15 protein-coding genes are annotated in these 14784 nt (G+C 61.7%); 6 read left to right on the top strand and 9 right to left on the bottom strand.

Annotation, left to right across the window (positions count from 1 at the left end; genetic code table 11):
* Nucleotides 1–7 precede the first annotated feature (7 nt).
* The 5 genes from AAFO92_RS02785 to AAFO92_RS02765 all read left to right on the top strand — a co-directional run bounded on the left by AAFO92_RS02785 (nt 8) and on the right by AAFO92_RS02765 (nt 5411).
* Nucleotides 8–793, top strand: a complete 786-nt coding sequence (locus tag AAFO92_RS02785) for an ABC transporter ATP-binding protein (RefSeq protein WP_347533124.1) — start codon at nt 8–10, stop codon at nt 791–793.
* 201 nt (nt 794–994) lie between these two features.
* Nucleotides 995–1867, top strand: coding sequence for an ABC transporter permease (locus AAFO92_RS02780; RefSeq protein ID WP_347533123.1), 873 nt, complete (start codon nt 995–997; stop codon nt 1865–1867).
* Nucleotides 1867–2706: an ABC transporter permease gene (locus tag AAFO92_RS02775; protein WP_347533122.1), complete on the top strand. Its 840-nt coding sequence runs from the start codon at nt 1867–1869 to the stop codon at nt 2704–2706. The genes AAFO92_RS02780 and AAFO92_RS02775 overlap by 1 nt, the downstream gene beginning before the upstream one ends.
* Before the next feature lie 29 nt (nt 2707–2735).
* Nucleotides 2736–3728, top strand: a complete 993-nt coding sequence (locus AAFO92_RS02770) for an ABC transporter substrate-binding protein (RefSeq protein ID WP_347533121.1) — start codon at nt 2736–2738, stop codon at nt 3726–3728.
* A 258-nt stretch (nt 3729–3986) separates the two neighbouring features.
* Nucleotides 3987–5411: a D-alanyl-D-alanine carboxypeptidase family protein gene (locus tag AAFO92_RS02765; RefSeq protein WP_347533120.1), complete on the top strand. Its 1425-nt coding sequence runs from the start codon at nt 3987–3989 to the stop codon at nt 5409–5411.
* A gap of 40 nt (nt 5412–5451) precedes the next feature.
* On the opposite strand, the gene ccoS is transcribed toward AAFO92_RS02765, so the two are convergent.
* The 5 genes from ccoS to AAFO92_RS02740 all read right to left on the bottom strand — a co-directional run bounded on the left by ccoS (nt 5452) and on the right by AAFO92_RS02740 (nt 10673).
* Nucleotides 5452–5610, bottom strand: a complete 159-nt coding sequence (ccoS, locus tag AAFO92_RS02760) for a cbb3-type cytochrome oxidase assembly protein CcoS (RefSeq protein WP_347533119.1) — start codon at nt 5608–5610, stop codon at nt 5452–5454.
* A 5-nt stretch (nt 5611–5615) separates the two neighbouring features.
* Nucleotides 5616–7802 carry a heavy metal translocating P-type ATPase gene (locus tag AAFO92_RS02755; protein WP_347533118.1) on the bottom strand — a complete coding sequence of 729 codons (2187 nt, stop codon included), beginning with the start codon at nt 7800–7802 and terminating at the stop codon, nt 5616–5618.
* Nucleotides 7799–8254 carry a FixH family protein gene (locus AAFO92_RS02750; protein ID WP_347533117.1) on the bottom strand — a complete coding sequence of 152 codons (456 nt, stop codon included), beginning with the start codon at nt 8252–8254 and terminating at the stop codon, nt 7799–7801. The genes AAFO92_RS02755 and AAFO92_RS02750 overlap by 4 nt, the downstream gene beginning before the upstream one ends.
* Nucleotides 8254–9690 carry a cytochrome c oxidase accessory protein CcoG gene (ccoG, locus tag AAFO92_RS02745; protein ID WP_347533116.1) on the bottom strand — a complete coding sequence of 479 codons (1437 nt, stop codon included), beginning with the start codon at nt 9688–9690 and terminating at the stop codon, nt 8254–8256. Before ccoG ends, AAFO92_RS02750 begins: the two co-directional genes overlap by 1 nt.
* Nucleotides 9691–9788: 98 nt before the next feature.
* The gene (locus AAFO92_RS02740) at nt 9789–10673 is read right to left on the bottom strand and encodes a LysR family transcriptional regulator (RefSeq protein WP_347533115.1); all 885 of its coding nucleotides are present in this window, start codon (nt 10671–10673) and stop codon (nt 9789–9791) included.
* Nucleotides 10674–10773: 100 nt separating this feature from the next.
* Between AAFO92_RS02740 and AAFO92_RS02735 the strand changes: the two genes are divergently transcribed.
* Nucleotides 10774–10911 carry a hypothetical protein gene (locus tag AAFO92_RS02735; protein ID WP_347533114.1) on the top strand — a complete coding sequence of 46 codons (138 nt, stop codon included), beginning with the start codon at nt 10774–10776 and terminating at the stop codon, nt 10909–10911.
* A gap of 332 nt (nt 10912–11243) precedes the next feature.
* Here AAFO92_RS02735 and ccoP read toward each other — a convergent pair whose 3' ends face one another.
* Genes ccoP through ccoN form a run of 4 tightly spaced genes read right to left on the bottom strand, consistent with a single transcriptional unit; the run spans nt 11244 to nt 14670 of the window.
* Nucleotides 11244–12107 (bottom strand): cytochrome-c oxidase, cbb3-type subunit III, encoded by an 864-nt coding sequence (ccoP, locus tag AAFO92_RS02730; protein WP_347533113.1) that lies wholly within the window; start codon nt 12105–12107, stop codon nt 11244–11246.
* Between the two features lie 5 nt (nt 12108–12112).
* Entirely contained in the window at nt 12113–12307 is a 195-nt protein-coding gene (locus AAFO92_RS02725; RefSeq protein ID WP_347533112.1) for a cbb3-type cytochrome c oxidase subunit 3, read from the bottom strand.
* 14 nt (nt 12308–12321) lie between these two features.
* Entirely contained in the window at nt 12322–13050 is a 729-nt protein-coding gene (gene ccoO, locus AAFO92_RS02720) for a cytochrome-c oxidase, cbb3-type subunit II (protein ID WP_347533111.1), read from the bottom strand.
* Nucleotides 13051–13065: 15 nt separating this feature from the next.
* Complete coding sequence (gene ccoN, locus AAFO92_RS02715) at nt 13066–14670, bottom strand: cytochrome-c oxidase, cbb3-type subunit I (protein WP_347533110.1); 1605 nt, start codon at nt 14668–14670, stop codon at nt 13066–13068.
* Nucleotides 14671–14784 lie beyond the last annotated feature (114 nt).

Here is a 14784-nt window from a genome sequence, read left to right as displayed (position 1 = left end):
CAGTCACTTGAGCGAGCAGACCGTAATCCGCGCTGAAAACCTCAGCCTGACCTTCCAGACCAATGACGGCCCGGTTCATGCGCTGAAGGACGTGAACCTTGACGTCGAGAAGGGCGATTTCGTCAGCTTCATCGGCCCCTCGGGCTGTGGCAAGACCACCTTTCTGCGGGTCATGGCCGATCTGGAGCGGCAAACGGCGGGTACGATCACCGTGAACGGCGTGAGCCCCGAAGAGGCGCGGAAATCGCGCGCCTATGGCTATGTATTCCAGGCGGCGGGGCTGTATCCGTGGCGCACCATTGGCGGCAATATCCGCCTGCCGCTTGAAATCATGGGCTATGACCGGGCCGATCAGGACCAGCGGGTCAGCAGCGTCCTCGACCTGGTCGAACTGTCGGGGTTCGAGAAGAAATTCCCGTGGCAGCTCTCGGGCGGGATGCAGCAGCGGGCCAGCATCGCCAGGGCGCTGGCCTTTGACGCCGATATCCTGCTGATGGACGAACCCTTTGGCGCGCTGGACGAGATCGTGCGCGACCACCTGAACGAACAGCTTCTGCATCTGTGGGACTCGACCCACAAGACGATCTGCTTCGTCACCCATTCGATCCCCGAGGCCGTGTACCTGTCGACCAAGATCGTCGTCATGTCCCCGCGCCCCGGGCGGATCACCGATGTGATCGAGAGCACCCTGCCGCGCGAACGGCCGCTGGAAATCAGGGACACGCCGGAATTCATAGAAATCGCCCACCGCGTCCGCGACGGGCTCAGGGCGGGGCATGCCGATGAGATGTAGCCGCATGGCCTACCGGAATGCCCCCGCCCTTTCGATCGGGCGGGGGGCTTTCACCGTTCACGGTCATCGGCTCTCCAGCCTGTACCGTAACCCGATATCACCACCCATTCCCTTCATCGTTCTTAAAATACTCAAGAAAAGCGGCGCAATTCGCCGGTCGCTTCCGAGTATTTGTGGAACAGTGAAAGCAGGAGCCGCGTGATGCGAAACATCCTGCCCATTCTGACGGTCATCGCCGCTATATTCCTGCTCTGGTACGGGGCGGCGATCCAGCTCAACAAAACCTGGGCGCTGGACAAGGCGACGCGCGCCGGTGTCGAGCTGAGTTTCAGCGAACTGGTGGCGGACACCTGGAGCCAGGACAAACCCAGGCTGCCGGCGCCGCATCAGGTGGGTGTGGAGATCTGGAAAACCACCGGCGAAATGGTGGTCAGTGGCCGCGCCTTCTCCAAGCGCTCGCTGATTTATCACAGCTGGGTCACCTTCAGTTCGACCATGCTGGGTTTCGTGCTGGGCACGGGGCTGGGCATCGCCCTGGCCATCGGCATCGTCTATAACCGGACGATGGACATGAGCGTGATGCCCTGGGTGATCGCCAGCCAGACCATCCCGATCCTTGCCATCGCACCGATGATCATCGTGGTCTTGAACGCCATCGGTATTTCGGGGCTGGTGCCCAAGGCGATGATCTCGATGTATCTTTCGTTCTTCCCGGTGGTCGTGGGCATGGTCAAGGGGCTGCGCAGCCCGTCCGCGATGCAGCTGGACCAGATGCGCACATGGAACGCAAGTCCGTCCCAGACCTTCTGGCGGCTGCGCCTGCCATCCTCGATGCCGTATCTTTTCACCTCTCTCAAGATTGCCATGGCGGCAAGCCTGGTGGGCGCCATCGTGGGCGAGTTGCCCACCGGCGCGGTGGCGGGCCTGGGCGCGCGGCTGCTGGCCGGAAGCTATTACGGTCAGACCATCCAGATCTGGAGCGCGCTGATCATGGCGGCAACCCTTGCGGCGCTGCTGGTCGGCCTGATCGGCCTGCTCCAGCGGATGACCCTGAAACGCATGGGGATGGCGTGATGGGCTGGATCGCGTTCGGCATCATCGCATGGCTTGCGGGGTGGCAGGCAAACGCCTGGATGGCGCGCAGACCGCGCACGCGCCTTACCAGGCTGGCAGTGCCGACCCTGTTCGGCATCACGGTGATAATCGTCTGGGAATCACTGGTGCGCGGATTGCAGATTTCACCGGTCTTGCTGCCGGCGCCCACACAGATCGCCCAGACGTTCGCCGCATCGACCGCTATTCTGTGGGAAGATTTCGTGCAAACCGTGCTGAAGGGTGCGCTCTCGGGGTACGTTCTGGGCTGTGGCGGCGCGTTCCTGGTTGCGATTGCCGTGGACCGGTTTCCGTTCCTGCAGCGCGGCCTTCTGCCGATTGGCAATTTCGTGGCCGCGTTGCCGATCATCGGCATGGCGCCAATCCTGGTGATGTGGTTTGGATTCGACTGGCAATCGAAGGCGGCCGTGGTCGTGGTGATGGTGTTCTTTCCGATGCTGGTGAACACCGTGCAAGGGTTGCAGGACACGGACACGATGCAGCGCGACCTGATGCGCACCTATGCGGCAGGGTACTGGAAAACGCTTCTGAAACTCCGCCTGCCAGCGGCCATGCCCTTCATCTTCAACGGGCTCAAGATCGCCACCACGCTGGCGCTGATCGGGGCGATCGTGGCCGAATTCTTCGGCTCGCCCGTGCGCGGCATGGGGTTTCGCATTTCCACATCGGTCGGGCAACTGGCAATGGATCTGGTCTGGGCCGAAATCGTCGTGGCGGCAATTGTCGGCTCTGGATTCTACGGAATGGTTGCGCTTCTGGAAAAGACAATGACATTCTGGCATCCATCGCAGCGACACTGAACACAAGATAACAACTAGGGAGAATACGGATGAATAGACTCACCAAATCACTCGGGCTTGCCGCAATGGGCGCGTGGGCGTCGGTTGCGCAGGCGGCGGATGATGTCACGCTGCAGCTCAAATGGGTTACGCAGGCGCAGTTCGCCGGCTATTACGTCGCACAGGATAAGGGCTTCTACGAAGAGGAAGACCTGAATGTCACGATCAAGCCCGGCGGCCCGGATATCGCGCCCGCCCAGGTGATTGCCGGCGGCGGTGCCGACGTGGTGCTGGACTGGATGCCATCGGCGCTGGCCAGCCGTGAAAAGGGCCTGCCGCTGGTTAACATCGCGCAGCCCTTCAAGAGCTCGGGCATGATGCTGACCTGCCGCAAGGATGCCGGTATCGAAAGCCCCGAGGATTTCCCTGGCAAGACACTGGGTGTCTGGTTCTTCGGCAATGAATACCCGTTCCTAAGCTGGATGAGCCAGCTGGGTATCCCGACTGAAGGCGGCGGGGACGGTGTGACCGTACTGAAACAGGGTTTCAACGTCGATCCGATCCTGCAGGGCCAGGCGGCCTGCGTGTCGACCATGACCTATAACGAATACTGGCAGATCATCGATGCGGGCCTGACCCCCGACGATCTGGTCGTGTTCAAATACGAGGATCAGGGCGTCGCCACGCTGGAAGACGGCATGTATGTGCTGGAGGAAAACCTCAACGACCCGGCTTTCGTCGACAAGATGGTGCGCTTCGTGCGCGCGTCGATGAAAGGCTGGAAATGGGCCGAGGAGAACCCGGACGAAGCGGCAATGATCGTCCTGGACAACGATGCCTCGGGCGCACAGACGGAAGAGCATCAGAAGCGGATGATGGGCGAGATCGCCAAGCTGACCGCCGGATCGAACGGCGCGCTGGACCCGGCCGATTTCGAACGCACGGTGCAGTCGCTCCTCTCGGGCGGATCCGATCCGGTCATCACCAAACATCCCGGCGAAGCAGCCTGGACTCATGCGATCACCGACAAGGCGCTGAACTGAAGCCTGGTCAACCAACGAAAAGAGCGCCCTCTGAGGCGCTCTTTTTTTGTCCGATGTGTTTGCCACAATGCCGCCACAATCAAACCGGTGGTGGACGGTGGTCCGGACAACCGCAATATCTGGATGACGCACTGTAACAACGTGGAATAATTCCTTAGGAATGAACGCTTTATTTACGAAGATCCTTATGATAGCTTGAGAGGATAAAACAAAAGCCAGTCGAAAAATCGGCGGCGAGAGGCAGAAAAGAGCAGTTTCATGAAGGCGCGGAGCAGACAGCCGATCCGCTGGGGTCTGGTGGCGTTGGCCACAATCTGGATGTTGGTCATTGTACCGCTCAGTGCGGCAGCGGCACCCTATGCGGCAATGGTGATCGACGCACGGTCGGGCAAGGTGCTGCATTCACGAAATGCGGATACACGATTGCACCCGGCATCCCTCACCAAGATGATGACCCTCTATATCGTTTTCGAGGCGGTCGAGAATGGCGAGATCAGCCTTGATACCCAGGTGCGGATTTCCAAACACGCTGCCAGCGAACCGCCCAGCAAACTGGGCCTGAAGGCCGGGCAGCGCATCGCCCTGCGTTATCTGATCCGTGCGGCTGCGGTGAAGTCTGCCAATGATGCCGCCACCGCCCTGGCCGAGGCGATCGAAGGGTCGGAGGCGCGATTTGCCCGCCGGATGAATCGCACCGCCAAGGCAATGGGCATGACGCGTACGACCTTCAAGAACGCGCATGGCCTGACGGAATCGGGCCATCTGTCAACCGCCCGGGACATGACGACGCTGGGCCGCCACCTGTTTTACGACTATCCCGAATATTACAACCTGTTCTCCCGGATGACGGCAAATGCCGGTGTGAAAACCGTTTATCATACCAACCGCAAACTGCTGGCCAGCTATCGCGGTGCCGATGGAATCAAGACCGGGTACACCCGCGCTGCGGGCTTCAATCTTGTCGCCAGCGCCGAACGCGGCCGCGAGCGCATCATCGCAACCGTCTTTGGCGGACGTTCCACCCGGACGCGCAATGCAAGAGTCGCCGAGTTGCTGGATCTTGGCTTCAAGCGCGCGCCAACGCGCGTTGCGGTGCACCGCCCCGCCCGGCCCGCATATTACGGCAAGATCGGCAATGACACCCCCGGCGGCGTCGGCAAGACGGTTCGCCTGGCCGCGGCGGCGGCGGTCAAGAAAAGCCTGCGCCCGGCATTGCGCCCGCGCGCCGAGAACACGCCTGTTCTGGTGGCCGCCAAAGAGGATATCGACAAGGCGGTCATGGCAGCCCAAAGCGCAGAAGTGGCAGAGCTGAAGAAGCCGACCGGCGCCGAGGCGGCAACCATTCGCATGGTCCAGCCCAAGGCACGGCCCGGCTCGATCGTAAGCGCCAAGGCCGATCAAGAAGATCCGGTCCAGGAGGTCGTGACCCGGCTGTCCACCTCGGGCGGACGGCACTGGGGCATCAATGTGGGCCGCTACCCCAGCCAGTACAAGGCGCGTTCGGTATTGCTGCAAACCGCCTTGAACGAGATGAGCACGCTGGATGGCAGCCTGCGCAAGGTCGTGGCCCGGTCAAACGGCTATGACGCCAATTTCATGGGACTAACCCGCGAGACGGCTGACCTCGCCTGCCGCAGACTTCAGGCCAAACAAATCACCTGTTTCATGATCGGACCCAGTTGAACCCGCCGCGCTGACCTTTGGCTACTCTTGCATGAACGCCCTATTTCTTGGGGCGTTTATCATACTGGTCATCCAGGATGCGGCGGCTGTCGCCCTCCGGATCGTCATACTGGTTTGACCGGACGGTATAGATGAACCCGATCAGCCCGATGCCGCCCAGGACCAGTGAAATCGGGATCAGGTAGGACAGAACGTTCATTTTCCCTATCTCAGTCTCAGCGCGTTCAGCGACACGGTGATCGAGCTGGTCGACATCGCCAGCGCCGCGATCAGCGGCGTGGCCAACCCTGCCACCGCCAGCGGCACGGCAATGATATTGTAGATCGTGGCAATACGGAAGTTTTCTCGGATGCGCCGTATCGCTGCCCGCGCGGTGTCACAACCCGCCGACACGGGCGACAGATCCCCCCCCAGGAGAACGATATCGCTGGCCACCCGGGCCGCATCCAGCGCCGAGGCCGGTGAAATCGACACATGCGCCGCCGCCAGCGCCGCCGTGTCGTTCAACCCGTCGCCCACCATCAGCACCTTGGCGCCCTTGTCGCCAAGCGCCTGAATGTGCTCGGCCTTATCCGCGGGAAGCGCCTCGGCCAGCCAGTGACGAATACCCAGACGGGCGGCCAGCTCCTCGACGGCAGGCGTGGTATCGCCGGACATCAGATACACCTCCTTGCCGCTTTGTCGCAGCGTCTCGACAAGCTCGGCGGCGCCATCGCGCAGGCGGTCGGCAAAGATGAAGGCGACGGCCGGCGCATCGCCGACGGCAAGAAATGTCGCCGTTTCCCGAAGGCCTTGCGCGCCTGCCCAGGCGGCGCGGCCCAGGCGGACCTCCTGCCCCTGCCAATTCCCCATGACCCCATGACCCGGCACTTCGGTCACGGCCTCGACCCGCGCCGCCGGGATCCCGGCCTGTCGGGCCGCCCGAAGGATGGCCTGCGCCAGCGGATGCGATGACCCTTGCGCGAGCGCGGCCGCGATCCCGACCGCCTGCCGCGGCAGCTTGTCCAGGTTGGTCAGTTCCGGCGTACCGGCGGTCAGCGTCCCGGTCTTGTCGAAGACCACCGTGTCCACCTGTGCCAACCGTTCCAGCGCGGTCGCGTCCTTGACCAGCATCCCGCGGCGAAAGAGGCGACCGGAGGCGGCGGTCGTCACGGCAGGAACCGCAAGGCCCAATGCGCAGGGGCATGTGATGATCAGCACCGCCGCCGCGATGTTGAGCGCGGTGCGCAGATCACCGCTATAGAGATACCAGCCCGCGAAACTGAGCGCCGACAGGATGTGCACCCCGGGCGCGTACAGCTTGGCCGCCTTATCCGCCAGCGAGGTATAGCGCGAGCGCCCGGATTCCGCGATGGCCACCAGGTCAGCCATGCGATGCAACGAGGTATCGGCGCCAACGGCCGTCGCGCGTATGGTCAATGGCCCGGTCAGGTTGACCTCGCCGGCCGAGACCGCCTGCCCCGGTCCGGCGACGACGGGCAAGGTCTCACCGGTCAGCAGGGACCGGTCCAGTTCCGACATTCCGGTCAGGATCTCACCGTCCACCGGCATCCTGCCACCGGGGCGAACCAGGATGGTATCGCCAACTTTCAGGTCGGCCACCATCACCGTTTCCTCGCGCTCGCCGGTCAGGCGGATCGCGCGCGGCACCTCCAGCGCGGTCAGTTCTTCGGCCGCCGACCGGGCAATCGCGCGGGTGCGGTGATCCAGGTAGCGGCCTGCCAGCAGAAAGAAGGTCAGTGTCAGCGCCGCGTCAAAATAGGCATGTTCACCCGAAAGGGATGTCTCCCACAGCGAGGTCACGACCGCCAGCAATATCGCCAGGGTGATCGGCACATCCATGTTGAGCTGCCGGTTTGACAATGCAGCCCAGGCATTTCGGAAAAACGGTTGCCCGGCAAAGGCGATCGTCGGCAGGGCAATGGCCGCCGAGATCCAGTGGAACAGATCGCGTGTGGCGGCCTCTGCCCCCGACCAGACGGCGACCGACAGCAGCATCACGTTCATCGAGGCAAAGCCCGCAACTGCCAGGCGCATCAGCAGGTCACGCCCCTCTTCGCCGGTTGCCGTGGCGTTCAGTGCCCCGGCATCCAGTTCATGGGCCTCATAGCCCAGCCCTTCGACCAGTTGCACCATCTCTTGCGCCGAAACCTCCTCGGCGGCGGCTATCGTCGCACGTTTCAGGGTCAGGTTCACGCGGGCCGAGTTGACGAGGGGATGCGCGTTCAGCCCGCGTTCGATCTTGGAGATGCAGGCGGAACAGTGGATCGTGGGCAGCGACAGGGCGATCTGCGCGGTCTGTGGCCCGGCGCTGTCGGCGAGAGCCTGCGCGGTGGGGGCGGCAGCGCAGGCCGGACAGGCCGAAACGGCAGGGCGCAAGGTGGCGGTCATTTCTTCACCAGCACAACGCGCTGCGTGAATTCGGTGCCATCGGCGGCGATGGCCACCATGCGGATATTCCAGTTGCCGTCGGCCAGCCTGACAGGCGCGGTGTAGGCCGCGCCATCAAAGGTGAATTCCGGTTTCTGGTCGTCATGGACATGGGTTGCGCGCCCGACCGTGGCGTCAAGCGATTGCACACTGACCGGATCGCCGGCCCGATCGGTGATCGCCAGCCGCAATTCCCCATCCGCATGATCGGCCCTGATCACCCAGCCCAGTGCCTCCTGCGCAGCTTTGCGGTCATCGAATTCCTGGCTGGCAACGTAGGAATTCCTGACTTCGAGCCCCGGAAAGGTTTTGACCGCGTTCCAGGCCAGCACAAGATTGACGCCGATTATCAGGCTGAAGGCGGCGACAAAACCCGCCAACACCTGCCGTCCCGTGATCTGTCGCCCTGCCATCACTTGCCCTTTCCGTTAAAGATCGTGTCCTTGTAGGCGCGGTCGCCGTTGGTGATGTCTTCGACCCAGATCCGGACATCGCTGCGGTCGCTCGTTGCCGGTTCCGACCCGGCAGGCGCCTGAATGTAGACACGCTGATTGTACGTGCTGTCAGCGGGCACCAGAAGCGTATCGAAGTCCGACCCCTCTCGCGACAGGCTGAGCGACGGATCGCCCACGGCGGACAAGCGAAAGAAACGATCCTCGCCATGCTTGTTGAGCAGCCGCACCTCATAGGTGTTCCTGATCGCCCCGTCGGCCATGGTAACGAAGGTCGGATTGCGCACCGGCGCGACAGTCATTTCGATTTCCGCGCGAATAAAGAGGGCAAAGACCAGGCCGACGCCAACCAGCGCCCAAAGCGCGGTGTAAAGCAGTGTCCGGGGGCGCAGGATATGCTTGATAACGGGTTTGGGGGGCCGGCCCGCCCGCTCATGTTGTTCATCGGTCAGCGCCATGTAGTCGATCAGACCGCGGGGTTTGCCGATCTTGGCCATGATGTCATCGCAGGCGTCGATGCACAAAGCGCAGGTGATACATTCCAGTTGCTGGCCATCGCGAATGTCGATGCCGACCGGGCAGACATTGACGCAGGCCATGCAGTCGATGCAGTCGCCTTGTGCTTCGCCCGCCTTGGCCGCCTCGGAATGTTTGCGCGGTTCGCCGCGCCATTCACGATATCCCACGACCAGCGTATCCTCGTCCATCATCGCCGCCTGGATGCGCGGCCAGGGGCAGGCGTAGATGCAGATCTGCTCGCGTGCGAAGCCACCGAACAGAAAGGTCGTGCCGGTCAGAATTGCAACGGTGGTATAGGCCACCGGATGTGCAGTGAGCGTGAAAAGATCGGCCATCAGCGTCGGTGCATCGGCAAAATAGAACACCCAGGCGCCGCCGGTCGCCACGGCGATCAGCAGCCAACTGATCCACTTGACCAGGCGCAGACTGAACTTGCGAAAATCCCACTTCTTCTGGCGATGCAGGCGCAGACGCGCGTTGCGGTCCCCTTCGATCCAGCGTTCCACCAGGATGAAGAGATCCGTCCAGACCGTCTGCGGGCAGGCATAACCACACCAGACACGGCCAAGCGCCGATGTGAACAAGAACAGTCCCAGCCCAGCCATCACCAGCAGGCCGGCGACGAAATAGAACTCGTGCGGCCAGATCTCGATCCAGAAGAAGAAGAAACGCCGGTTCGCCAGATCGACCAGCACGGCCTGGTCGGGCAGGTTCGCCCCGCGGTCCCATCTGATCCAGGGCGTCAGGTAATAGATGCCAAGCGTCACCGCCATGATCACCCATTTCAGGTTACGGAATCGTCCGTAGACCTTCTTGGGAAAGATCGGCTCGCGGGGCGCGTAGAGGCTTTGAGGCGTGTCGGGCTGGCTGTCGGCCACGGAATCACTCCGATATTTCAGGATCCTGTCAGGCCGGTTGTCTCAGGTTGCAGCGCCCGGAACTTTGACCTGAGTCAAATTCTGAGTCTGAAAGTGATCTATTTGCCTTTTCCGTTTATTTTCCGCTGCCGCCGCAGCCAGTTGACGAAGGCCTTGGCCGAAGGGCGCAGCACACCGGGGCGGGTGACGATGAAATATCCCGTGTCCCCGGCATCCCGAAACAGCTCAACCAGTTTTCCTGCCTCGATATCGGCCTGCAAATTGGAAAATGAGGCGATGAGGATCCCCTGCCCGCGCCGCGCACCTTCCAGCATCAGGTTGCCAGGCAGTTGAATCGTGCGCAGCCGGTCATGCGTGACCTCGTGGCGCCGCAGCCAGTCGGGCACATCAGATGTCTCCAATTCCTGAAGCCAGGGCAGTTCGACAAGGTCTTTGGGTTCCTCAAAGGTCTTGCCGCCGATCAGCGACGGTGCGGCGGCCACAACGACATCGGTCGGGATCAGAAGCTCGGTTTCCAGCCCCGGCCAGTGGCCGGCGCCAAAGCGCAGGGCGACATCGACGCCGCCCGCCTCCATGTCGACGACCTGCGCGGTCGGATTGATCAGCAGATTGATATCCGGGTGTCTTTCCTGAAAGCTCTGGAGCCTCGGCATGAGCCAGCCAACCGCGAACAGTTGGGTCGTGGATATCTGCAGCGGCCGGTCTGCATCGGCACAGGTCAGAATGTTGATCGTCCGCGAAATGCCTTCGAACCCCTCCGCCAACGCCTCGGCCAGTTGTTGACCGTCTGTCGTCAGGGCAAGGCTGCGACCGCTGCGATCCACCAGCGTCAGGCCCAGATGCGACTCGAGCGCCTTGATCTGCTGGCTGATGGCGGCATGGCTGACATTGAGCTTCTCACCAGCCGCCACCGCAGTGCCGGCCTCCGCCAGCGCTGAAAACGCCCGAAGTGACGAGAGTGGCGGGAAACCAAGCCAATCCATTTGTAATTTCAACTTACACGTTAGAATTTTTCCTGAGTCGCAGAATGACAGGTTAAGTGCAATATTCAATACAGAAACCAGAACCCGGAAAGGAAACACCATGCTGGGAATATTTGCAAAAACTTTCAATACCGCCACCCGAACCGACACCTCCAACCATTGGGGTGATCACACCCGGTTTGACGAGCGTCACGATGCCTCCTACTTCCCGCATCACCCCGGCGTCCGCGGGAACTGACCCGCGCCCCGCCCCGCCAGCGCCCAATGTTGGTCAGGGTCGTCGATACCGGCGTTGGCCGTGGCGGGGCGGCCGTTGGCGCAGGCACCCCCTGGTGACAAAATCAGCTGAAACGTTACGATAAACCGTAGCAGACCCATAAAACGAGAGAGGGCCGCGGAATCTCCCCCGCGGCCCGATCAGGGCGGCACCGGCCTTCCAGGAAACGCGCGAACAGGACGGAAGGGCCGGTGCCTGACCCGCGGGTTAGCCCCCCGCGGGTGTTCTTTTTTTGCTGTGCCTCCAAACCGATCCGAGCGTGGCGCTGGATCGTTCAAAGGGCGGTTTGAGGGTTACTCGCCGCCGCCCAGCTGGTGCACATAGGCCGACACGGCGCGGATCTCGGCCTCGGTCAGGCGCTCTGACCACGCCGGCATCACCCCGAAGCGGCTGTAGGTCACGGTCTCGAGAACGGTTTCGTAATCACCGCCGTAAAGCCAGATGGCATCCGCCAGGTTGGGCGCGCCCTGTGCGCGGTCGCCAGTGCCGTCATCGGCATGGCACGAAGCACAGTTATCCATGAACACGGTCTGCCCGGCCCCGACTTGCGAAGCCTCCAGCGGCTCACCGGCAAGCGAGAGCACGTAATTGGTGACAGCGGCAATCTCGTCTTTCTCGAGAATTTCGCCAAAGGCGGGCATCTGCGAATAGCGCGCCTCGTCATCGTCTTCATTGCGGATGCCGTGTTTGACACTGAACTGGATCGCCCCGATATCGCCCCCCCAGAGCCAGTCGTTGTCAAGCAGGTTGGGATATCCCTTGGCCCCCGCAGCGCCTGATCCGTGGCATTGTGCGCACCAAGTCTTGAACACGGCGGCGCCCGCCGAGGTGGCATAACCCGACAGTTCGGGGTCCGTGGCGATCTCGGTCATCTCGACCTTGGCCAGACGGGCATTTATGTCCGCATTTGCCGCCTCGGCCTGGGCGATGTCCGCCGCCACATTGGCGCGGGTCGACCAGCCCATCAGACCGGCGGTAGCTGATGAGATACCGGGCCAGGCGGGATAGGCGATTGTATAGCCGATGCCCCAGATGATGGTTACATAGAAGGTCCAGAGCCACCAGCGCGGCATCGGGTTGTCAAACTCCTGGATGCCGTCCCATTCATGGCCGGTGGTGTTCGGATCGCCTTCTTGAATTTGCGATTTCTTGTCCATGGTTCTTACGCCTCCTTGGCGTCCGCGCCGTTGTCATCGGCGGGTTTGTCTTCGTGCCGGAAGGGAATGCCCGCGGGGTTATCGTAGACCTTGGTGGATCCAGGCCGGAACACCCAGAAAACGACGCCCGCGAAGAAGGTGAACAGGATCAGCAATACCCAGCTGTCGGCCAGTTCGCGCAGGAATGAATAGGTTTCCATGTTTCTCGCTCCCTTTAGCGGCTTGCCACGGGCGTGAAGGTCGAGAAATCGACCAGCGTACCCAGCATCTGCAGATAGGCGATCAGCGCGTCGGCCTCGGAAATGCCGGCCGCACCGTCAAAATTGCGCACCTGCACCGTGTCTCCGTACCGTTCGACCAGCCCGTCATAGTCGCTGTCGGGGTCGGCCTGCGCGCGGAAATCGGCGACGGCGTTTTCAACCATCTCTTCGGTGTAGGGCACGCCGACAAGCCGATCGGTTCTCAGGCGATCCTGCATGTATCTGCCGTCGATCAGCCGATCCTCGAGGAAGCCGTATTTCGGCATCACCGATTCCGGCACGACCGACTGCGGATCGCGCAGGTGATCCACATGCCACTCGTCCGAATAACGCAGCCCGACGCGCGCGAGGTCCGGCCCGGTGCGCTTCGATCCCCATTGGAACGGGTGGTCATATTGCGATTCCGCCGCAAGGCTGTAGTGGCCATAGCGTTCCACCTCGTCCCGCATCGGACGAATCATCTGGCTATGGCACACGTAGCAGCCTTCGCGCACATAGACGTCGCGGCCAACCAGTTCGAGCGGCGTGTAAGGGCGCATGCCCTCCACGTCCTCAATCGTGTTTTCCAGCCAGAAAAGCGGTGCGATCTGCACCAGCCCGCCGATGGTGACGACCAGGAAGGCAAAGATGGCAAGTAGGGTGACGTTCTTTTCCAGAACGCGGTGTTTGTCGAGAATTCCCATATCTCTGATCCTCCGTTATTCGGCCGGCACAGCGGCGTTGTCGGCCGCCACGGCCGGGCTCCGCTTGACGGTCAGGTAGAGGTTGACGCACATGATGATGGCGCCGGCGATATAGAGCACACCACCCAGGCCACGGACCACATACATGGGGAACTTGGCGGCGACGGTGTCGGCGAAGGAGTTCACCAGGAAGCCGTTGGCGTCGACCTCGCGCCACATCAGGCCCTCCATGATACCGGTCACCCACATCGAGGCGGCGTAGAGGATGATGCCGATGGTCGCGAGCCAGAAGTGCCAGCTGACCATGCCGAGACTGTAGAGGCGGTCACGGTTCCACAGTTTCGGCACGAGGAAGTAGAGCGCGCCGAAGGTGATCATGCCGTTCCAGCCAAGCGCGCCGGAATGAACGTGGCCGATGGTCCAGTCGGTGTAATGCGACAGCGAGTTCACCGCGCGGATCGACATCATCGGTCCCTCGAAGGTGGACATGCCGTAAAAGCCGATGGAAATGACCATCATGCGGATGATGGGATCGGTCCTGAGCTTGTCCCAGGCGCCCGAAAGCGTCATCAGCCCGTTGATCATGCCACCCCAGGACGGCATCCAAAGCACGATCGAGAATACCATGCCCAGGGTCGAGGCCCAGTCAGGCAGCGCGGTATAGTGCAGGTGGTGCGGACCGGCCCAGATATAGAGAAAGATCAGCGCCCAGAAATGGATGATGCTGAGCTTGTAGCTGAAGACGGGGCGTTCAGCCTGTTTCGGCACGAAATAGTACATCATGCCGAGGAACCCCGCCGTCAGGAAGAAACCCACGGCGTTATGCCCATACCACCATTGCACCATCGCATCCTGCACGCCGGAAAAGACCTGCACGGATTTCGAACCGAAGATGCTGACGGGAATGGACAGGTTGTTGACCACATGCAGCATCGCGACGGTGATGATGAAGGAAAGGTAGAACCAGTTCGCCACGTAGATATGCGGCTCTTTGCGCTTGATGATCGTGCCCAGAAACACGGCCAGATAGGCCAGCCAGACGATGGTCAGCCACAGATCGACATACCATTCGGGCTCCGCATATTCCTTGGACTGGGTCGCGCCCAGCAAATAACCGGTCGCGGCCAGAACGATGACAAGCTGGTAGCCCCAGAAGACGAACCAGGCCAGGTTGCCTCCCCAGAGGCGGGCGGCCGACGTGCGCTGTACCACGTAGAACGACGTGCAGATCAGCGCGTTACCGCCGAAGGCAAAGATCACGGCCGAGGTGTGAAGCGGGCGCAGCCGCCCAAAATTGGCCAGCCCCTGCGACCACTCGAAATTCAACTCCGGAAAAGCCAGCTGGAAGGCGATGAATGTTCCTGCCAGAAACCCGACAACGCCCCAAAGGGCGGTCGCGATCACACCGGCGCGGACAACACCATCCATATACTCGCCCGACAGGTCGACCTGTCGGACCGGCTCATCGGTATTGCGCAAGACCCACAGGAACATGCCCGCAGACACCAGCGCGATGGTCAGCGCATTTACCATATAGGCCAGATCGCGTGCATAATTGGCCGCAATCAGCGCAAACAGCGTGATCAGGCCAAGCGCGATCAGCTTGAAATAGTTCATCATTTTCCTAGTCCTTCGTCTCTGTCCTTGCGAATCAACGGATTCGCGTGTTCGCGTTAAGACAACGGCTAGATGCGCGATGACTGCGGGTGATGCTTTGATCTGCATCAAGAAGGC

It is taken from the genome of Roseovarius sp. CAU 1744 (assembly GCF_039839345.1).
Lineage (GTDB): Bacteria > Pseudomonadota > Alphaproteobacteria > Rhodobacterales > Rhodobacteraceae > Roseovarius.
The sequence above is the reverse complement of the archived record's forward strand: the minus strand, read 5'-3'. Positions and strand labels throughout refer to the sequence as shown.